At 41.2% G+C, this 18,921-nt stretch carries 18 protein-coding genes and 1 pseudogene; 11 read left to right on the top strand and 8 right to left on the bottom strand.

Going from position 1 to position 18,921, the window contains the following annotated elements; all coding sequences use genetic code 11:
• Window positions 1–32: 32 nt before the first annotated feature.
• The 4 genes from devC (at window position 33) to ACKTT2_RS27155 (ending at window position 4,273) form a co-directional block, all read left to right on the top strand.
• Window positions 33–1,211, top strand: a complete 1,179-nt coding sequence (gene devC, locus ACKTT2_RS27140) for an ABC transporter permease DevC (RefSeq protein ID WP_407892436.1) — start codon at window positions 33–35, stop codon at window positions 1,209–1,211.
• 107 nt (window positions 1,212–1,318) lie between these two features.
• Window positions 1,319–2,329: an NAD-dependent epimerase/dehydratase family protein gene (locus tag ACKTT2_RS27145; RefSeq protein ID WP_407892439.1), complete on the top strand. Its 1,011-nt coding sequence runs from the start codon at window positions 1,319–1,321 to the stop codon at window positions 2,327–2,329.
• 10 nt (window positions 2,330–2,339) lie between these two features.
• Window positions 2,340–2,810 (top strand): DUF2141 domain-containing protein, encoded by a 471-nt coding sequence (locus ACKTT2_RS27150; protein WP_407892441.1) that lies wholly within the window; start codon window positions 2,340–2,342, stop codon window positions 2,808–2,810.
• Between the two features lie 203 nt (window positions 2,811–3,013).
• Window positions 3,014–4,273: a glycosyltransferase family 2 protein gene (locus ACKTT2_RS27155; protein ID WP_407892550.1), complete on the top strand. Its 1,260-nt coding sequence runs from the start codon at window positions 3,014–3,016 to the stop codon at window positions 4,271–4,273.
• Window positions 4,274–4,352: 79 nt separating this feature from the next.
• On the opposite strand, the pseudogene ACKTT2_RS27160 reads toward ACKTT2_RS27155, so the two are convergent.
• Window positions 4,353–5,120: pseudogene (locus tag ACKTT2_RS27160) on the bottom strand (GMC oxidoreductase); the annotation flags it as partial.
• Window positions 5,121–5,855: 735 nt separating this feature from the next.
• On the opposite strand from ACKTT2_RS27160, the gene ACKTT2_RS27165 reads away from it, so the two are divergent.
• Entirely contained in the window at window positions 5,856–7,121 is a 1,266-nt protein-coding gene (locus ACKTT2_RS27165; protein ID WP_407892443.1) for a glycosyltransferase, read from the top strand.
• A 101-nt stretch (window positions 7,122–7,222) separates the two neighbouring features.
• Here ACKTT2_RS27165 and ACKTT2_RS27170 read toward each other — a convergent pair whose 3' ends face one another.
• The gene (locus tag ACKTT2_RS27170) at window positions 7,223–8,455 is read right to left on the bottom strand and encodes a tetratricopeptide repeat protein (RefSeq protein ID WP_407892552.1); all 1,233 of its coding nucleotides are present in this window, start codon (window positions 8,453–8,455) and stop codon (window positions 7,223–7,225) included.
• Window positions 8,456–8,660: 205 nt separating this feature from the next.
• Here ACKTT2_RS27170 and ACKTT2_RS27175 point away from each other — a divergent pair, with 205 nt between their 5' ends.
• Window positions 8,661–9,251, top strand: coding sequence for a chromophore lyase CpcT/CpeT (locus ACKTT2_RS27175; protein WP_407892445.1), 591 nt, complete (start codon window positions 8,661–8,663; stop codon window positions 9,249–9,251).
• A 314-nt stretch (window positions 9,252–9,565) separates the two neighbouring features.
• Here ACKTT2_RS27175 and cpdA read toward each other — a convergent pair whose 3' ends face one another.
• The 3 genes from cpdA to ACKTT2_RS27190 form a co-directional block, all read right to left on the bottom strand.
• On the bottom strand, window positions 9,566–10,363 hold the full coding sequence (cpdA, locus tag ACKTT2_RS27180) for a 3',5'-cyclic-AMP phosphodiesterase (RefSeq protein ID WP_407892447.1): 798 nt from the start codon (window positions 10,361–10,363) through the stop codon (window positions 9,566–9,568).
• A gap of 706 nt (window positions 10,364–11,069) precedes the next feature.
• Window positions 11,070–11,471, bottom strand: a complete 402-nt coding sequence (locus ACKTT2_RS27185) for an ExbD/TolR family protein (RefSeq protein WP_407892449.1) — start codon at window positions 11,469–11,471, stop codon at window positions 11,070–11,072.
• Window positions 11,455–12,108: a MotA/TolQ/ExbB proton channel family protein gene (locus tag ACKTT2_RS27190; RefSeq protein ID WP_407892451.1), complete on the bottom strand. Its 654-nt coding sequence runs from the start codon at window positions 12,106–12,108 to the stop codon at window positions 11,455–11,457. The genes ACKTT2_RS27185 and ACKTT2_RS27190 overlap by 17 nt, the downstream gene beginning before the upstream one ends.
• A gap of 292 nt (window positions 12,109–12,400) precedes the next feature.
• Between ACKTT2_RS27190 and ACKTT2_RS27195 the strand changes: the two genes are divergently transcribed.
• The 3 genes from ACKTT2_RS27195 (at window position 12,401) to ACKTT2_RS27205 (ending at window position 14,716) form a co-directional block, all read left to right on the top strand.
• The gene (locus ACKTT2_RS27195; protein ID WP_407892454.1) at window positions 12,401–13,963 is read left to right on the top strand and encodes a TonB family protein; all 1,563 of its coding nucleotides are present in this window, start codon (window positions 12,401–12,403) and stop codon (window positions 13,961–13,963) included.
• A 313-nt stretch (window positions 13,964–14,276) separates the two neighbouring features.
• Window positions 14,277–14,411, top strand: a complete 135-nt coding sequence (locus tag ACKTT2_RS27200; RefSeq protein ID WP_407892456.1) for a PDDEXK family nuclease — start codon at window positions 14,277–14,279, stop codon at window positions 14,409–14,411.
• Window positions 14,381–14,716 carry a XisI protein gene (locus ACKTT2_RS27205; protein ID WP_407892458.1) on the top strand — a complete coding sequence of 112 codons (336 nt, stop codon included), beginning with the start codon at window positions 14,381–14,383 and terminating at the stop codon, window positions 14,714–14,716. The genes ACKTT2_RS27200 and ACKTT2_RS27205 overlap by 31 nt, the downstream gene beginning before the upstream one ends.
• A 61-nt stretch (window positions 14,717–14,777) precedes the next feature.
• Here the strand turns inward: ACKTT2_RS27205 and ACKTT2_RS27210 are convergent, their stop codons facing one another.
• The 3 genes from ACKTT2_RS27210 to ACKTT2_RS27220 form a co-directional block, all read right to left on the bottom strand.
• On the bottom strand, window positions 14,778–15,044 hold the full coding sequence (locus ACKTT2_RS27210) for a Txe/YoeB family addiction module toxin (RefSeq protein ID WP_407892460.1): 267 nt from the start codon (window positions 15,042–15,044) through the stop codon (window positions 14,778–14,780).
• A complete protein-coding gene (locus tag ACKTT2_RS27215; protein ID WP_407892464.1) occupies window positions 15,041–15,289 on the bottom strand; it encodes a type II toxin-antitoxin system Phd/YefM family antitoxin in 249 nt (82 codons plus the stop codon). The genes ACKTT2_RS27210 and ACKTT2_RS27215 overlap by 4 nt, the downstream gene beginning before the upstream one ends.
• 450 nt (window positions 15,290–15,739) lie before the next feature.
• Window positions 15,740–16,648, bottom strand: a complete 909-nt coding sequence (locus ACKTT2_RS27220) for a CoB--CoM heterodisulfide reductase iron-sulfur subunit B family protein (protein ID WP_407892466.1) — start codon at window positions 16,646–16,648, stop codon at window positions 15,740–15,742.
• 254 nt (window positions 16,649–16,902) lie between these two features.
• Here ACKTT2_RS27220 and acpP point away from each other — a divergent pair, with 254 nt between their 5' ends.
• Window positions 16,903–17,154: an acyl carrier protein gene (acpP, locus tag ACKTT2_RS27225; protein ID WP_407892468.1), complete on the top strand. Its 252-nt coding sequence runs from the start codon at window positions 16,903–16,905 to the stop codon at window positions 17,152–17,154.
• A gap of 255 nt (window positions 17,155–17,409) precedes the next feature.
• Window positions 17,410–18,660 carry a beta-ketoacyl-ACP synthase II gene (fabF, locus tag ACKTT2_RS27230; protein WP_407892471.1) on the top strand — a complete coding sequence of 417 codons (1,251 nt, stop codon included), beginning with the start codon at window positions 17,410–17,412 and terminating at the stop codon, window positions 18,658–18,660.
• Window positions 18,661–18,921: the final 261 nt, after the last annotated feature.

Here is an 18,921-nt window from a genome sequence, read left to right on the forward strand (position 1 = left end):
AGTAACCAATAACTATATTCAAAACTTGAACCATGATTGTCAAAATTCCTTTGGCATGGCTACAACTTGCCCGAAATAAAATTCGTTCCTTAGTAGCTGTTGCTGGTATTGCCTTTATCGTTATTTTAATGTTCATGCAACTTGGTTTTCAAGATGCCCTTTATTCCAGTGCAACTCAAGTCCATCATCATTTGAAAGGAGATTTATTTCTCATCAGTTCTCAATATAAATCTTTAACAGCCAATCAAAGTTTTTTTCGGACTCGTTTATACCAGTCCTTGGGGTTTGATGGTGTAGAATCAGTTAGCCCCATGTATATAGGATTTGCTAAGTTTAAAAATCCAGATACAGGTCAAAAGTATTCAATATACGTCATTGGTTTTGAACCTGGAAAGCCTGCTTTGAACTTACCGGAAATCGAAAAGAATTTAGATAAAATAAAAATTCCTACCGTTGTCCTTTTCGATCGCAATTCCCGAGCGGAGTTTGGAAATATTGCAGAAAGATTTAACAAAGATAAAACAGAACAGATAGTTGAAATTTATCCTTACAATTCCATTGCCGGTACTACAGTAAGAGTCAGAGGATTATTTAGTTTAGGTCCTTCCTTTGGCGTAGATGGGAATTTAATTGTCAGTGACTCAACTTTCTTAAAGATATTTCCCAACAGCCGTCCGGCAGAAATGATAGACATAGGCGCGATCGCTCTCAAGCCAGGAGCCAATCCGCAAAAAGTAATGAAAGATTTACAGAAAAATTTACCAAACGATGTTTTAGTATTCACCCGTCAAGGATTTATTGACTTTGAAAAAGAATACTGGGCTAATAGAACACCTATAGGTTTTATACTTAACCTCATGTTATCAATGGCTTCAGTTGTTGGTATAGTCATTGTCTATCAAATTCTTTACAGTAATATTTCCAGTCAACTCACAGCTTATGCAACTTTAAAAGCTATAGGTTATACCAATAATTATTTACTAATTGTCGTTTTTCAACAAGCATTAATTTTAGCAGTTCTTAGTTATCTACCCGGATGTATTCTTTCTTGGTGGTTATATGATTTTGCCATGAAAGCGACTAAATTACCAATTATGATGAGCTTTCATAATGGAGTGCTTGTCTTAATATCAAATATATTGATGTGTATGATTTCTGGAGCATTAGCTATTAACAAACTACGCTCTACAGATCCAGCAGATATATTTTAGCTAATGGTTAGTGGTTAGTGGTTAGTGGTTAGTGGTAGTCAGCAACTAACAACTAACAACTAACAACTAACAACCAACAACTAACAACCAACAACTAACAACTATCTATGACCAAAACTCTCCTCATTACTGGAATCAGTGGATTTATTGGCTTACGTGCTGCAGAACTAGCCATAGCTCAAGGAATAAAAGTCTGTGGTCTCCAAGATGCTTCTGATAAAACCAAAAAGGCACAAAATTTAGGCGTTAAAGTTACTTATGGTAATATAACCGATCCAGCCATTGCCCAAACTGCTTGCCAAGGAGTAGATGTAGTTTTACACACAGCCGAACTCTCAAAAGAAGGTGGTGCATTAGACCAATTTCGTAAGATAAATGTTGATGGAACAATCAACATGGCAAAAGCTGCTAAGAGTGCAGGTGTAAAAACTTTCATTCATCTCTCCAGTGTCTTGGTTTATGGTTTCAACTATCCCGATCGCATAGCAGAAGATGGACCGCTTTGTGGAGAAAATAATCCCTATTGTGAAACCAAAATAGAAGCTGAAAAAGCGCTTTTAGAACTTAACGAGCCAGAGAATTTTGGAGTCATCGTAATTAGACCGGGAGATGTATACGGACCGGGAAGTATACCTTGGATAGTTCGACCACTTTTGATGATGCGTCAAAGATTATTTGCATACGCGAACGATGGTCGAGGAGTTATCAATCATGTATATATTGATAACTTAATTGATGCCATTTTTCTTGCTATACAAAAAGAAACCTACGGAGAAATCTTTAACGTTACAGACGGAGAAGAGACTTCATGGAAAGACTATTTTACTCAATTGGCTGATGTTGCAGGACTACCTGCACCCTTTTCTTTACCAAAAGATGAACTAAAATTGTTTCTCAAACTACGCTACCAAGGACAAAAACTTTTCCGCAAACAAGCCGATATTCTTCCAGAAGCGGTTGATTTTATGACACGTCCTCATGCATATTCTATTGACAAAGCACAAAAGTTATTAAGTTACAAGCCAATCATTAATTTAGAAGAAGGAATGCGCCGCACTCAGGAGTGGTTGAAAAAAACCGATATTCAACAATTGGTTAAACAGTCTTTAGAAGTATGAAGGATAAAAGATGAAAGTGAAAATAGCAAAATACACTTCTTTATTGTTTGCGGCTTTAGTCAGTGTAACCCTAGTGAGAATGGTAAAAGCAGAGTCCACAGCCACACTCACAGTTGTAATCGATGGAATACGCCACAACAAAGGTCAAGTTTGTCTAAGAATTTTCTCAGGTGAACGAGGGTTTCCTTTTAACAATACTAGTGAAGTGCAAAGTGGTTGTACTCAGATTAAGGGTAAATCTGTTAAAAAACAATTCTCTGGTTTAAAACCAGGAAAGTATGCTGTTGCTGTAGTTGACGATCAAAATGGAGACAACAAACTCAACAAAGACTTTTTAGGTATTCCCAAAGAAGGTTTTGGGATTTCTAAAAATCCAACTGTTTCAATCCTAACGGGTACACCAAAGTTTAGTGATGCCAGTTTTCCATTAAGTAAGAACACAACTATCAACATCAAAATGAAATATTCTCTCGATCCTTAAGAGGGATTGGGGACTGGGGACTGGGGACTGGGGACTGAGAAATTACTCCCTGGGAGTGCCATTTAATTACCTAAAGACGTAGGGTGGGCATCGCCCACTAACAGCAAACGGTGGGCACTGCCCACCCTACTAACCAAAGTTCTAATCCCCAATCGCTAGTCCCCAATCGCCAATCACTAGTCCCCAATCCTTATTGGCTAAACATGAAAGAACTGGCAATTTTACTGTCAAGAAATTTACTGGGCTGGGCAGCTGTTCAAACGTTTTTTACACTGCTCTTTATATCGTACCTCCGCTCATCCCGCAAAGATTCATTACCAGACGAACAGCTACCAAAAACAGCAGTAGTTCTCTGCTTGCGCGGAGCCGATCCTTTTTTGCCAAACTGTTTGCAAGCGCTATTGAACCAGAACTATCCACATTATGACATAAAAATTGTTATTGATAGTCCGGAAGATCCAGCTTGGAACATAGTAACCGATTCAATTTACTTGCAAGCTGCAAACAGAGTTCAAATTAGCCCTTTAAGAGTGCCACGACACAATTGCAGTCTTAAATGCAGTTCTTTAATACAAGCTGTCTTGGATTTAAATGATTCTTACAAAGTCGTTGCTTTTGTAGATGCGGATGCAGTTGTTCATCCAAACTGGTTGCGTCAATTAGTGAGTCCTTTGTCCGATCCTAAAATTGGTGCAACAACAGGTAATCGCTGGTACGTACCTACTGGTAGATACTGGGGGTCACTAGTGCGTTACGTTTGGAATATCTCTGCAGTTCTGCAAATGTCTCTTTATAGAATTGCTTGGGGTGGAAGTTTAGCTATAAAGACAGAACTGATTCATAAAACTGGGCTGTTGGAGAAATGGGGTCACGCCTACGGTGAGGATACAATGATTCGTAAAGTCCTCGCTAAACATGGAAAGCAGGTTAAATTTGTACCCTCTTTGCTGATTCTTAATCGCGAAGAGTGCGATTTACCAAGATTATTTGGATGGCTGAAACGTCAGTTACTCGCTTCTCGTCTCTATCACCCTTGGTGGTGGGCTGTCGTTGCTGATTCCATTTCGACCATCTTAGTACCTAATGCGCTCTTGGTCATATTTTTTGCAGCATTTTTGACGAAACAATGGAGTACTGCTGCTTTTTGCCTTGCTAGTTTTAGTATCTATACAGTTACATTATTACTACTTGCGATCGCATTAGAAAAAGAAGCACAGCAAATTCTTCGCCACTACAATCCAGTGACAACAGAGTTATCTACTGCTACAGTTCTAAAAATGTTAGTCGCTATTCCATTAACACAATGGGTGTCTGGATTAGCAATGGCCATCGCCTTTGGGATGCGAAGAGTCAATTGGCGCGGCGTGACATATCATGTCAAAGGACCATGGAATATTCGTTTACTTGAATATCACCCATATCAGTTGCACGACAAATTGGATGATAGTAAAGTCTCAATTTGAGAATTACAGCAGCTTTCAAGATCTAAAGTCACACCATACTCTTGTGGTACGGGCGTCCCCGCCCGTACTCATACTCATCTCAATTCAGTCTTGTCAGTAAATGTTCTCCAACACGCGATGCATTTGCCACAATCGTTAGCGTTGGATTCACTGCGGTACTGGATGGAAAAAAGCTACTATCAACAACATAAAGATTATTAATATCGTGAGTGCGGCAATTTAGATCGAGAACTGAAGTTTTAGGGTCTTCTCCAAAACGACAAGTACTGCACTGATGAGTAACTTCTTTCAGTGACATTTTCATAGAAAAATACGATGAAAAGGCTCCCGATTGACAGTCTTTCCCAATTGATTTTAAAAATTGATTCCAGGGTTTTATTAATCGATTGAAAGCTCGTTCATTATTCTTTGTATACTCAAGAAAGATTTTCTCTCCCTCAATACGCACGCGATTGTTAGGATTTGGTAAGTCTTCAGTAACGAGCAACCAAGCAACAGAATGATTCGCGACAGCCTCCGATCAAACACCCGGTACAAGAGGTGCATCAGTCGCAATTCTATCTTTATTGAGATTACCTAGCAATTGTATGCTACCCATCGGGTAAGGAAAATCTTTCTCTCCCCAATAAAAATCGTTGCTAGCAAGTGTCTTTTGATAAACTGTAGTGTTTTGTTTTGTAGACAAAGCCAAAGCGATCGCAAATTTATGAGCCATATAATTACGTCCGACAAGACGAGAACTGTTGGCTAGACCATTTGGATGTCTGTCATTAGGCGATCGCAATAACAATGCTGCTGAGTTAACTGCACCAGAGGCTCCAGTCAAAACAACTGTCTTACCTGCTATTGTGTCCATAAATACCTACCTGTATTTTCTTAATTTCCTAACAAATGCTTGTATAACGGTTTTCTCTTGAATGAAGTACAGATTTATCCGCGTTCATCCGCTACAGGCTGCGGTTCCATAACTTTTTTATGTATTGTATCCAATTGAAAACCGCTGTATTGGTCGATAGCATTTTTCTGTTCAAAATAGCACTTTTATAAAGACGTATTGAATGAAACATCTCTACAAATCTTGCAGTGCTGGAGGGAGTTAGAAATTAATTGCAAGAGTAACTTAATTGAATAATATTTTTGGTAAATGTGAAACTATTTTAAAATTTATTTGTTTATCGGTTAGTTCTTCGTGTAACTATAGTTGATGAAAATCATAAATAATTTATAAAAATTTTTAAGCACTGTAGGGTGGGCAATGCCCACCAATTAAGATTATGTGGTGGGCATTGCCCACCCTACTACGTGTATTGAAAAAAAGTAATATGATTCCTACAGTCATTTAGTTACGAGTGATTCAGTTATCTTTGACTTTGAAATATAAAATAACAAGACATTCAAATGTATCAGCATTAATACCATTTCACTTTTTTGGTGATACAAATACCCTGTAGGGGCGCAAGGCATTGCGCCCCTACGACCAATGTATATGTATCATGCATTTCGTAAATTGGTATAACAGGTATTTCTTATCTAAAAAAGACCTGTTTTTAGTAAAGGAAATATACAAGACAGTACATAAATTATGAACAACCAACCTCTCCGTATAGCGATTTTTACAAGTTTATATGCACCATACTTAACAGGAGTATCTATTGCAGTACACCAAAGAGTGCGTTGGTTATTACAGCAAGGACATAAAGTTTTTCTCATCCACCCTCAAATTAACGACAAGTATCCCAAATATATTGGCAATCGCCCTATGCCGGGATTAGATGAGTTAGAACCTTTTCCCAATTTTTCGTCTTATGCATTTCCAACACAACCATTGATATTTTACAAATCACTTCCCCAACCATTGCACTATCGTCATTGGAGCGACACAAAATTATTAGAAGAGTTTCAGCCAGATATTATAGTGGTTGAAGAAGCCCCACAATTGAGAGGTTTCTACTCACTTTATATACAAGGTTACGGTCGCCCCGTTGGATCTGAATATGCAAAACGAACAGGTACGCCCTTAGTATCTCTTTTTCATACTGATATTATTGCTTATATACGGTATTATTTAGGCGATCGCGGATTCAATTTGATTCGTCCTATTCTACCTTTCTTAGTCAAGCAGTTTAGTGAAGTGTACGACCTCAATTTATTTCCTTCTCGCGAACAGCTTGCAAAGTATCAAAGTTTCAAATCTCAACGAAGTGAATACCTTTCCTTTCAAGGAATTGATTGCCAAAAATTTCACCCAACAAACATTTGTTACGACCCTATTCCCGAAGACCGCCGACCAATTATCCTTTTTGTAGGACGCATCACTACAGAAAAAAACGTTTTCCAACTTCTAGAAGCATATCCGCTCATCGCTGCTAAAATTCCAGATGTTCATTTAATTGTTGTAGGTAGAGGACCCCAAGAAGAAGAATTTCGCACCTCAGCCGAAAAATTTAAATCTGGTGTCACCGTGTGGGGAGAATCCCACGGTCAGGAACTTTTAGGGTTATACGCCCGTGCAGATGTATACGTCAATCCCTCAATTACCGAAAACTTTTGTACTGCAAACAACGAAGCACTCGCTTCTGGAACTCCCGTTGTAGCGGCTATGGCCACCTCCGCATCCGAGCAAATCATACCCGGTCATAATGGGTTGTTAGCTGAAGCAAACAACCCAACGGATCTAGCACATCAGGTCATTACAATTCTTGAAAATCCTACTCTCAAAGAACAAATGTCACAAAATGCTCGCCTCTCCATACTAGAGTTCGACTGGTCGGTATGTATGGAAAGATTCGAGAAAAAACTTTATGAAGTAGTTAGTGGTGTAGGACAGGCATCTCGCCTGTCATTGTGATTGGTTAGTAATTAGTGGTGTAGGACAGGTGTCTCGCCTGTCATTGTGAGTGGTTAGTAGTTATTAGTAACAACTAACAACTATCAACCAACAACTAACCCTTACTTAACACTTTGCCCAGAGACTTTTTGAATCTGCTGGGTAAAGTACTCTTCATTATACTGAAGTTGTTGAGCAATTTCTAACCCCTTCTTAAAGGCTTGGAGTGCTTGTGGGTAATCTTTACGTTGGATGTAAATTTGCCCGATTTCGTCGTAAGCTGTCATCAAACCATAAGAATTAGAAGATAATTGTTCGGCTTGCAGCAAAATTTGGCTTGCTTGTAAAGCTTCTTCTACTTGTCCTTGAGAACGATAAAGCGCAATTAATTTCCGCAAAATTTCTCCTGCACGAACATACTGCTGCAAATCCCATGCAGTCATATAAGCCGCTTGATAGTTTCTGAATGCTTGTTGGAGTAAACTGGGGTTTTCTTTTGCTAAAGCTTCGTAATCTGTAGCAATTTCCTGCTTCAAATCTGGTATCTGAGTAAAATTCTTTTCATTTTGATAAATTTTCGCTAGTTGATTGCGTGCTTTTAGCGAGTTTTCTGGTTGTTTTGCTTGCTCGTAGATATATGCTAGCTGTTGCAAATATAATAACTCGTTTGCGCGATCGCCTTGACTAGTAGCCATAGCGAGTAATTTCTCATAGATTGCGGCGGCTGATGGATAATCAAACCAGCCCAAATGAATCGATCCAATTGTTTTTAAGGTATTAACTTCTGCAACTGCATCTCCCTGCTGTCGGACTGATGCTAAAATTTGGTCGTAAACTACCAATGCTAATTTTGAAGAGCGGACTTGTTGGTAGGCTTGACCTAAAGCTTGTAAAAATTCTAAATCTGCCGTTTTTTGAGTTTGTGACTGCTTTTGAACAGTTTGCAAGCGCTGTGTAATATACTGAACTTCTTGGCGGTCATTTGCATTCCATGCGATCGCACCTACTCGTGATAGTGCTTGCACCTCAGCCAATTGTCCTAAAAAGCGACGCAAGCGCAATTCACGATTCCAGATTTCAAAAGCTGATATCTTGTCTCCTGCTGCTAGTTTAGCTGCTGCTTGTTGGTTCAATTCCTCAAGAGCAACTTCCAACGTTTGTCGTTCTTCGGAAGTTAAGGGTCGAGTATCTTTTGGCGAACGCGGATTCAATGGATCTGGTACAGTAATTTCCAAGGGATTAGGAGGGAATTTATCTGGCGGTTGAGGTTTTTTAGTAGCCGCAAATGTTAGCGAGCTAGAGAGAAGTAACAATGTAGTATTTGTAATAATTGTAACACATAATCGCGGAAACATGACTGTTTTACCTTTGAGTAGGGGATGGGTGGATTCTAGATTTTGGATTTGGTCACTGGTCACTGGTCAGGTGGTCATTTGACTATCTGACGATAAACAGCAAAAAATTATCCTGAAAAACGAGTAACTCTAAGTTTTACAATATTTTTATAGGATTTCGGCTTTCCTAATCCAAAATCCCAAATCCAAAATCCAAGATCGCATAATGACAAATTCTACAGATATTGCCACTTTAGCCCGTTTGATGGCAGCTGACTTCAGCAACCAAGAACAAGCTTTTGAAAACCCTCCCTTTTTCGCTCATATTCGCGTGTGTATGCGCCCTCTCCCTTTATCCTTACTATCAGGAGTTAGTTTTTTTGTCGAGCAAGCCTACGATTATCTCCTCAACGATCCTTACCGCCTGCGGGTGTTAAAGTTGATTCAAGCGGGAGACCACATTGAAATCGAGAACTACAGTGTTAAAGAAGAACAAAAATTCTATGGAGCATCCCGCAATCTCGAACGCCTTAAAACCTTAACAGCAGATGATTTAGAAAAACTGCCCGGATGCAATATGATTGTAGAATGGACAGGTAAAGGTTTTCAAGGCAAAGTAGAACCGGGAAAAAGCTGCTTTGTTTATCGTAAAGGACAAAAAACTTACCTTGATAGTGATTTTGAAATAGACGAACATCAATTCATCAGTCGCGATCGCGGACGCGATCCAGAAACTGACGAGCACGTTTGGGGGTCTGTCGCTGGACCATTTTATTTTGTTCGCTGGGCTAGTTTTGCAGACGAAGTCAAGCTATAGAAATGATGAATGATGAATGATGAAACGTTTGACTTCATTCATCATTCAATTTGCCTCGCTCTACTCTATTCGCGGTAAAAAATAAATATCCTAGTACTTGAGCGACTAGCTGCTGACAAGAGTGTTGATGCGATTGTGCAGGGATTTCGTGGGTGCGTTTCTCAAGACGCTATTGCCGAAGCCGGACAAAGCGAAACGAATGGGTAAGGTACTTCGAGTTGCTGATACCAGAATTGCTTATTATTCTATCGTTCACCGAGAAATACTAGAGGTAATGATATAGACTTAACTTTTCATAATTCATAATTTATAATTCAATATCCTGTTGCTGCTAAGTCCAGTGTGTAGGAAAAAGGAACTCTTTCAACCGAGGACTCCCAAGTTCCATTGGGATAAAGATTCAGCAAACGAAATCCTGGTGATTTTTGGTCAAGAGAAAAGTTGGAGCTCAGGGGCGCAAACTGTATGCAGGTTGATGGGGTACCAAGATAATCCACAGAGTGACGCTGACGGTGGAATTCCTGATGTATGTGACCAAATAAAACTAGTTTGACTTGTGGATAGCGATCGATTATCGTAAATAAATCTTGTGAATTTTGAAGGGTGCTGCTGTCAAGCCACTTCGAGTCTATCTTAAAAGGTGGATGATGTAAGGCTAATAGTGTGGGCTTATTACCTCCCATTGATAACTGAAAATCTAACCAATGCAAAGTTTTTGCCGAAAGATGACCGTGTACGCATCCCGGTAATGTTGAGTCAAGTAATATAAAATGCCAGCCCCCACGTTCAAAAGACTTCCGGCGAGAAACTAGTCTCAAATTGAGAACTTGTTCCATTGCGATCGCGCGATCGTGATTTCCAGGCAACCAGTAAGTGGGTATTTTCAGTGGGCGCAGCAGATTTTGCACCATGTCATATGATTCCAGGCTGCCATCACCCGATACATCTCCTGTCAGCAATAATAAATCTAGCTCGGAACGCAATTTTTTCAACTGCTCAACTGTCGCTTGAAAAGACATATTTGTTGGCACACCAAGCAATTGTGCGTTCTCATCCGCAAACAAGTGCATATCTGACACTTGTGCGATTGACAAAGGAAAAACTTGATTCATCTCTACTAGCGATATCAATTTAAGCGTTTTAATATTCAAATCTCTACGAAGATAACAAATTGTAACTAAAGTTGCACTTCATAGAGATATTATACATATGTACTATATACTCCAAAGAGCAATCCGTTAACTATTTTATAAGTTTTTTGCCACTGATGTCGTCTTTTTTTATCCGTAAATTCCACAGGAAGTGTATATTTATTAAACTATATTTTATTACAAAGCTTTCTAAAGCTCTACAGTACTACAGTACTTAAAAATTCCTATAAATCATTTATAATTTTTGTATGCAAGAGGTAAAAGCCAGAAACAAAGTTTCTTCAGTAACATTATGAGTGGCTTGCAAGCAAAGATAGAAACTAATACTTGGGTAGCAGCAACTTGGGATGAATATATCCAAATTCTGGAAAACTCCGCTCATGAAAAAGCAAAAAGCTACAATTAGAAATTTCTCTCCTCAATGAAGCTTTTCGACGCACTCGTCAAACTAACAGAGCCAAGTTTTAGCTTGGTTATTAACACAATTCCAGTTGTAAAGCTCTCATAATAAATAATTCGTAACTCATTAAACTACGAATTACGAATTATTTATTATACTAATTTGAACAAAGAACGCAACAGATAGTCGATGGTCATTAAGTCTATAGAGGACTTTACTCAATCCAAAATCTAAAATCCACGCATCCAAAATGGTATTACGAATTTTCTATGGTTTTTGAGTTGCGATCGCTAATTTTGCTCCTTCGATTTGCCGGACTTTATCCATCACGCCTACAACTTGACCGTGATTGACTCCTTCATCCGCATTAATCACAACCATAACCTGCTGTTGTGGCTGGACTTGTTGGCGTACCTCATTTTCCAACTGTTCCAAAACAATCGGCTTTTTATTGAAAAATATCTGTCCCGTTTTATTGATTGTCACTGTCACTTGTGCGGGACGATCTGTTTGTCCGGATGCTGCTTTAGGTAGATTTACAGGTAAACCCTCCGATCTGGTTAAAAACAGTGTTGACATAATAAAGAAAGTCAGAATCGCAAATATAACATCTATCATAGGAACGATATTAATTTGCGACGGGATATCAGGTTCATCTTGCAGACGCATAAGTCTTCCCTCCACGTTCGTAACGATGGCGATAAAGTAGTTCTAATTCTCCACCGTACTCCTGAATTCGTGCAATTTCTCTTTGGTAAAGACCTCGGAAAGTATTGGCAAACAGAAGCGTGAAAATAGCAACAACCAAGCCTGATGCAGTAGAAATCAACGCTTCACTAATACCAGCCGTTACACCTGCAGTTTTTGAACCTCCCACATCACCAATGTTGAGAGAAGCAAAAGAAACAATAAGTCCCAACACAGTTCCCAAAAGCCCCAAAAGAGGAGCCAGAGAGATGATAGTATCAAAGAGATTCTGAAAGCGCTTAAGTAAAGGAATTTCAGCTTGTGCTTCACTTTCTAGAGCCAAACGAAATTCCTCAGGAGTTGGTTCCTCCAATTCCAAGGCAGTTAGAAAAATGCGTGACATTGGTAAATCTGCATTTTTCCGCAGTTTATCGATTGCACCAACGACATTATCAAGACGGTAAAGGTTCAGAACTTCCCTTACCACGCGGTTTTGACGGGTATTGACCTTTACCCAAAATCGTACCCGCTCGATAATTAAAGCCACTCCTAACACAGAAAACGCTAGCAGGGGCCACATCACCACACCACCAGCCGCAAACAGATTTTGAATTCCCATGTGCTATCTCTCAAGCCTCTAGATTTTGTTAGACTATCAGATTAGAGGAAAAAGCTGATAGAAGTTCTCAATATAAATTAAAAGAAACGAGAATTTATGTCAAACGACAATTGGTCATATAGTATGGGATTCATAATTTTTTATCGAGGATTTTGGTTAAAAGCCTTATAAGGACTTGATTATAGACACATTTTGCTTTATTTAACGTAACTCATTATCTTTATTTCTTGATTGACTTTTGTTTCTAAATAACTTAATCTTCTAGAGTTACTGATAACGGGTGGCAATAACTATGAGCTTTTCTGGTACGGCTCTAGAGCACAGGGAAAGAGAATTAAAGGCTCTTAGGACTTTTCTAACTTTTAGTCTAGTTGGATCGTTAGGGCTGCACATCAGTGTGTTAGCTTCTGGTGTAATCAATTTGTTGGCAAGAGTACCTGAAATCAAAGAAGAACCTATAGAGGTTGTAGTTGTTGAGAAAGCACTAGCTATAGAAAAAACCAAGCCTGTCCCAGAGCCGATAAAACCAGTAAATCCTCGTGTAGAACAGTTACCAAAAGTTCCACAACCACCAAAGCAAGAAGTTGTTAAGACAATCAAAACTCCAATAGTTGAACCAATTAAACCTGTAGAACCCAAACCAGTGGTTGAACCAATCAAACCTGTAGAACCCAAACCACTGCGGCAAAAAGAAACTGCGCTCGTACCACGAAAGCTACAACTAAAGCCTCAAAAGATTACACGAACTGTCACCACACCAGTGGAAAAGCCAATTCCAAAGCCGCAACCAAAAGTTATCGAACCAACAAATACACAAAACCAACCTAACCTTGCTCCAACTCAGCAACCTGATGACGATTTGACACAAAAATTGCGGGAGTTGAGGAATGTGAAACCAACACAAGGTGGCGGTGGCGGGGGCGGCGGTGGCGGTGGTCTCCCTATTGCCACAGGTTCGGGAAGCGGTGTGGTAGCTACTGGTAGTGGTGGTGGTACTGGTACTGGTAGAGGTACAGGAACGGGCAGTGGCATTGGTTCGGGGACGGGCAGTGGCATTGGTTCGGGAACTGGTAGTGGCATTGGTTCGGGAACTGGTAGTGGTATTGGTTCGGGAACTGGCAGTGGTATTGGTTCGGGGACGGGCAGTGGTATTGGTTCGGGGACGGGCAGTAAAACACAAGTAGCGACAGCCCCAAGAAGACCAAGACCAGCAGTTACAAAATTTGATTTTGTAGATTGTTTAAAATGCGAGCTGAAATATCCAGAAAGAGCAGAACGTCAAGGTATACAAGGTAAACCAGGTATCACTTTTGATGTCGATAACAATGGCAATGTCATCAATATCAACCTCACCCGTCCTAGCGGACACAAAGAACTTGATGAAGCATTGGTAAGTCAAGCCAGAAAATTTAAATTAAATTCTGCTGCGGCTGGAAAACAAAACGTACAGTTGGTAGCTAATTTTACAAAGTCAGGAACGCGGGAAAATCGAGAAGCCTTACAGCGTCAAAGAGACAGAACAGAACGCAGACGGCAACAACAAGCGGAAGCCGAGAAGAAACGCGAAGCCGGAGCTACAGCAGCAAATGAGGCTGAGGTAACTCCCGGACGCAGGCGGCAAAGAACGATACCAGATTCTCCCGCCGCCCCAACAACTCCTGTTTTACCCTCTCAAAAGCCTGAAAATACGGTAACACCAACAACTCCTGTTTTACCCTCTCAACAACCTGAAAGTACACCTCAGCCTCTAGAACAATCTCCTGCTAGCCCAAGCCCAAGCAGTTTGGAGCAAACAACACCTGGTAATGAGAACGATCTACGCGATAGTTTGCGTCGTTCTCAAGAGCAACCTTAGAGATTCCCAAAAAATCAATTATCCATCTTGTGGAATTTATCCATCTTGTGGAACGGGCGTCCTCGCCCGTTTTGTCTTAGTAGCGGGCGGGGACGTTTCTCGAACTTTACGAGACTGTCTGCATTCACAAGCCTTGGCATCAGATCGTAGAGATTAATACCATAAATCTTAGATTTGGTCAACAAATCTATTGTGCTATGGTGGAGGAATAGGTGTCAGCGAAGGATAGGTTTCACAATTTAGTTAAGGCGGCGCTCATTCAGGATGGACTATTACTCATGAGTTATTTCCAATAGATTATGGGGACGTGCAGATGCAGATCGATCTGGGCGCTGAACTCCGGTTTATACAAGAAGTGACTCAAGAACATCGGCTTAATCTATTAATTTATAATGTAGAGCAGGAGGCGATCGCACAATGGATAAAATTGAGCAGTACCGCCAAATAATCAAGCAGGTACTGACAGAACACAGTCAAATTCAACTAGTTTATGGTGATGTAGAAGTCTATACTGTGTTTGATAGTGAAGGCGATCGCTATCAGGTAGTACGTTCTGGTTGGAATAAAAGCCGTCGCGTGTATGGTTCCCTCATTCACATTGACTTAAAGGGAGATAAGATTTGGATTCAGTACGACGGTACAGAAGTAGGCGTAGCGAATGAATTGGTGGAACAAGGAATACCCAAACAGGACATTGTCTTAGCATATCATGCCCCATTTATGCGACAGTACGGTGAATTCGCAGTGGGGTAATAATGACCTCATGCTAAGCAGTTATCTAGCGCTCAGCGCTATCAAAAACTTCGAGCCAAAGTTACTCGTAATGTGTCCACATCCGAATAACTTTCACTGTTTGTTCTTCTTCAATGACTTGGTACACCAGTCGGTGTTGAATATTAATTCTGCGCGAGTAGTAGCCTTGTAAATCACCAATTAGTTTTTCGTAAGGGGGAGGAGTTTGAAATGGGTTGTTTTTAAGCACGCACAGAAGAGTAAAAGCTTTTTCTTTTAACCCAACCGAGGCAAGTTCAAGCGCGTCTTTTTCTGCCTGTTTTGTAAGTACAATCTGCCAAGTACTCACCAATCTATATCCTCAAGCGGTGTGCATTCTGCGACTGGTTCAAGCCCCCCTTCAAGTATCGAGGAGCGCATTCCAGGAATTGAAACAAGAAAGAGCGTTTCTTGGATTGCGTTCCAGTCCTCCTCTGACACAAGTACCGCGTTGTTCCGCTTTCCAGTAATCAGAATCGGTTCATGAGCTGTAGCCGCCTCGTCAATGAGGTTATAGAGGTTCGAGCGGGCTTGCGTGGCGGAGATGACATTCATTGACACAGTTAATAAAACTAACGTATTCCATTGTACGTAATTACGTACATAATGGCAAGTAGCCCCTATTCAAGAATAATTTGCCCAGTGATTCCTAATGTCATCCCATAGCAATCGTATAAATTGAAGAAATTCTTAAATTAAGTAGAAAGGCACAAAAAAACACTTCCAAATAAAAAAATAACCACCTTTCTCTTGTGGTACGGAGAGCAGCGCCCCTATCTCAAGCGCGGAGACGCACTCGCGTTCGGGGTTCGCCAGTCGCCTTCGGAGGGAAACCCTCCGAAGGCGCTGGCTCACCGTGCGGGGGTTCCAAGAGTTGAGGCGACTGCGGAGCTTCTAGCCCGTCACTAATAAAGAACGAGCGCCAATCCCGTACCACAAGATGGATAATTTATTTCTTAGACATCCTAGCCCTGTCTTGCAGTATTGCCTCTTGTCCCCTGCCTTCTATGAAATTCCCAACTTTTCCAACACGGGTTTAGTCGAAACAATATGTCTTTGTAAACCTAGTTCTTTAGGACTTACCCCAACAGCTAAAGCAATTAACTGAGGCAAATGCAGAACAGGTAAACCTAGCTTTTGTCCAATGACCTTTTCCACTTCTGGTTGACGGGAATCCAAGTTAAGGTGACACAAAGGACAAGGTGTCACCATACAATCAGCACCAGCGTCTATGGCTTCTTGGATGTGCATCCCTGCCATTTTAAAAGATTGTTCTGTGGCATAACTTGCAAGCGGCCAACCGCAACATTGAGTTCGCCCTTTGTAGTATACTGGCGTAGCCTGTAGCGCACGGAACACATTTTCCATTCCCTCTGGTTGGAAGGGGTCATCGTAGGGCATTGACTTTTGAGCGCGGAGAAGGTAACAGCCATAAAAAGCAGCACACTTCAGTCCTGTTAACTTGCGAGTCACTCGTTTTTGAATTTCCTCTAAACCGTAATCTTTAATTAGGGCATAAAGGAGATGTTTCACTTCCGTGGAACCACGGTATGGGGAACAGCCTTCTTTACAAAGCAAGCCATTCACTTTTTCTACGTATGCCGGATCTGTTCCTTGGCGTTCTTTCAAACGTTCGTCTACGTGACCGATGACACCCTGGCAAGTGCTGCAATGGGTTAATAGTGGTAAGTTTAATTCTTCTGCAAGAGCAATATTTCGGGCATTTACCGTATCTTCGAGTAATTGGGAATCTTCCTTAAAGGTTCCAGACCCACAGCAGGAAGCTTTTTTTAGTTCTACAAGTTCAATATCCAGTGCTTTACTAAGGGCAACTGTAGACTGGTGAAGCTCGCGGCAAGCGCCTTGGGCAACACATCCGGGGTAGTAAGCGTATCTCAAAGTATAGGTTAGCATAGTATCTTGGTAACAAAGAGGAATTTACCCTCGTCAAGAATCCATAACTGTTTTATCATCGCTTTTAGTGTTGGTCGCAAATTTCTACGTACATAGATAAAAAAATGCACATACTTCAACAAGATTTTGTAAGAATTACAAAACAGAGTTTTTTACGAGGTCTATGCGCCCACACTTTCAGATAATATAAATATGCTCAAAATCACATCCCCTAAAAGATTGGATTATAGCAACTTGGTTGAGGAATTTTATCTATGAGTCAAACGGAAACTTTTGAAAAGGTCAAGAAAATCGTTGCGGATCAGTTGAGTGTTGAAATCGAAACCATTTCACCACAATCTAATTTTGCCAACGATTTAGGTGCTGATTCCCTTGATACTGTTGAACTAGTCATGGCTTTGGAAGAAGAGTTCGATATCGAAATTCCAGACGAAGCTGCCGAAAAGATTACAACCGTTCAAGAGGCAGTGGAATACATCAACAACAAAGTTGCTGCATCAGCCTAAGAGTGATTGGGGACTGGGGACTGGCGATTGGTAGGCTGATAGGGGGAAGTTGTTAGAAAAAAACTGACTAACAACTAAAAATCCTAATCCCTCATCTCCAATCCCCATTGCCCCTTATCCCCAGAGGGGGCCCCGAGTTCCCCATTGCCCCTTATCCCCAGAGGGGGCCCCGAGTTCCCCATTGCCCCTTATCCCCAGAGGGGACCGCGAGTTCCCCAATCCCTAGTCCCCATCGAGAGCCATCTAACTACTGACATGACTGATTTTCTACGTAAGCGCGTTGTTGTAACTGGTGTTGGCGCGATTACACCGATTGGTAATACACCAGCTGAATATTGGGAAGGATTAATAACCGGACGTAACGGTATTGGTGAAATTACCCTGTTTGACGCATCTCGCCATGATTGTCGCATTGCTGGTGAGGTCAAGAATTTTGACCCCCATGACTACATGGATCGTAAGGAAGCTAAGCGCATGGAGCGCTTTTCGCAATTGGGTGTAGCAGCTTCAAAACAGGCTCTTGCCGATGCGAAATTTGTAATTAATGACTTGAATGCAGAACAGGTAGGCATCATCATCGGTTCTGGCATTGGCGGTATCAAAGTAATGGAAGAGCAGCAAACAATCTACCTGAACCGAGGACCAGATCGCTGTAGCCCATTTATGGTGCCGATGATGATCGCTAATATGGCAGCAGGATTGACAGCAATACACACTGGTGCTAAAGGTCCTAACTCCTGTTCCGTCACAGCCTGTGCGGCTGGCTCAAATGCTATTGGCGATGCTTTTCGTTTGGTTCAAGGGGGATACGCCCAAGCCATGATTTGTGGGGGATGTGAAGCAGCTGTTACACCCTTATCTATGGCGGGTTTTACCTCAGCAAGAACTTTGTCTACGCGCAATGACGACCCCTCTCGCGCTAGCCGTCCTTTTGATAAGGATCGCGATGGGTTTGTGATGGGCGAAGGTGCGGGCATTCTGATACTAGAAGAATTGCACCACGCTTTAAGTCGTGGCGCTCGTATTTACGCAGAAATGGTTGGCTATGGCATGACCTGTGACGCATATCATATGACCTCTCCAGTACCTGGTGGAGAAGGAGCTGCAAGAGCGATTCAACTGGCACTGAAGGATGGAGGGCTTACCCCAGAACTCGTAAGCTATATCAACGCTCATGGTACGAGCACTCCAATGAACGATCCAACGGAAACAGCCGCTATGAAACGGGCTTTAGGCGACCATGCCTACAAAGTAGCAGTCAGTTCTACGAAGTCAATGACAGGTCATCTATTGGGTGGATCGGGTGGTATTGAAGCAGTAGCAACAGTTTTGGCGATCGCTAACAACAGAATCCCACCAACAATCAATCTGGAAAATCCAGACGAAGGATGCGATCTAGATTATGTTCCCAACACAAGCCGCGCCGCAAATGTCGAGGTGGCACTCTCCAATTCCTTTGGTTTTGGCGGTCATAATGTGACATTAGCCTTTAAAAAATACCACTAAAGTGGGAAATTTGAAATTTGGGAGTTAAGTCATACTGCAAACAGCTCGATAGTAACTTACTTTGAGAATAGGGTAACATATTCAAAAATTCTCCGAGCATTTGCTCGCTAACCGGGCATGAAATTAATTTTATCCCAATGCCCGATGCCCTGTCCCCCTACTCAAAATCCTAATTTCGTCGGTTCAGCAACCGATAAGAATGGGAATACCCCGTAAAATTAATTCAAAATCCATATCAAAAATCCCAAAATCTGACGCTTG

Origin of the sequence: Scytonema hankhaensis NUACC26 (assembly GCF_045865695.1) — a bacterium.
Lineage (GTDB): Bacteria > Cyanobacteriota > Cyanobacteriia > Cyanobacteriales > Nostocaceae > Scytonema.

Bases quoted from the DNA above. Each gene is read 5' to 3' on its own strand.
- fabF (WP_407892471.1), top strand. From the start codon at position 17,410: ATGACTGATTTTCTACGTAAGCGCGTTGTTGTAACTGGTGTTGGCGCG.
- ACKTT2_RS27150 (WP_407892441.1), top strand. From the start codon at position 2,340: ATGAAAGTGAAAATAGCAAAATACACTTCTTTATTGTTTGCGGCTTTA.
- ACKTT2_RS27195 (WP_407892454.1), top strand. From the start codon at position 12,401: ATGAGCTTTTCTGGTACGGCTCTAGAGCACAGGGAAAGAGAATTAAAG.
- ACKTT2_RS27185 (WP_407892449.1), bottom strand. From the start codon at position 11,471: ATGCGTCTGCAAGATGAACCTGATATCCCGTCGCAAATTAATATCGTT.
- ACKTT2_RS27170 (WP_407892552.1), bottom strand. From the start codon at position 8,455: ATGTTTCCGCGATTATGTGTTACAATTATTACAAATACTACATTGTTA.
- ACKTT2_RS27220 (WP_407892466.1), bottom strand. From the start codon at position 16,648: ATGCTAACCTATACTTTGAGATACGCTTACTACCCCGGATGTGTTGCC.
- cpdA (WP_407892447.1), bottom strand. From the start codon at position 10,363: ATGAATCAAGTTTTTCCTTTGTCAATCGCACAAGTGTCAGATATGCAC.
- ACKTT2_RS27205 (WP_407892458.1), top strand. From the start codon at position 14,381: ATGGATAAAATTGAGCAGTACCGCCAAATAATCAAGCAGGTACTGACA.
- ACKTT2_RS27200 (WP_407892456.1), top strand. From the start codon at position 14,277: ATGCAGATCGATCTGGGCGCTGAACTCCGGTTTATACAAGAAGTGACT.
- ACKTT2_RS27145 (WP_407892439.1), top strand. From the start codon at position 1,319: ATGACCAAAACTCTCCTCATTACTGGAATCAGTGGATTTATTGGCTTA.
- devC (WP_407892436.1), top strand. From the start codon at position 33: ATGATTGTCAAAATTCCTTTGGCATGGCTACAACTTGCCCGAAATAAA.
- ACKTT2_RS27175 (WP_407892445.1), top strand. From the start codon at position 8,661: ATGACAAATTCTACAGATATTGCCACTTTAGCCCGTTTGATGGCAGCT.
- ACKTT2_RS27215 (WP_407892464.1), bottom strand. From the start codon at position 15,289: ATGAATGTCATCTCCGCCACGCAAGCCCGCTCGAACCTCTATAACCTC.
- ACKTT2_RS27190 (WP_407892451.1), bottom strand. From the start codon at position 12,108: ATGGGAATTCAAAATCTGTTTGCGGCTGGTGGTGTGGTGATGTGGCCC.
- ACKTT2_RS27155 (WP_407892550.1), top strand. From the start codon at position 3,014: ATGAAAGAACTGGCAATTTTACTGTCAAGAAATTTACTGGGCTGGGCA.
- acpP (WP_407892468.1), top strand. From the start codon at position 16,903: ATGAGTCAAACGGAAACTTTTGAAAAGGTCAAGAAAATCGTTGCGGAT.
- ACKTT2_RS27165 (WP_407892443.1), top strand. From the start codon at position 5,856: ATGAACAACCAACCTCTCCGTATAGCGATTTTTACAAGTTTATATGCA.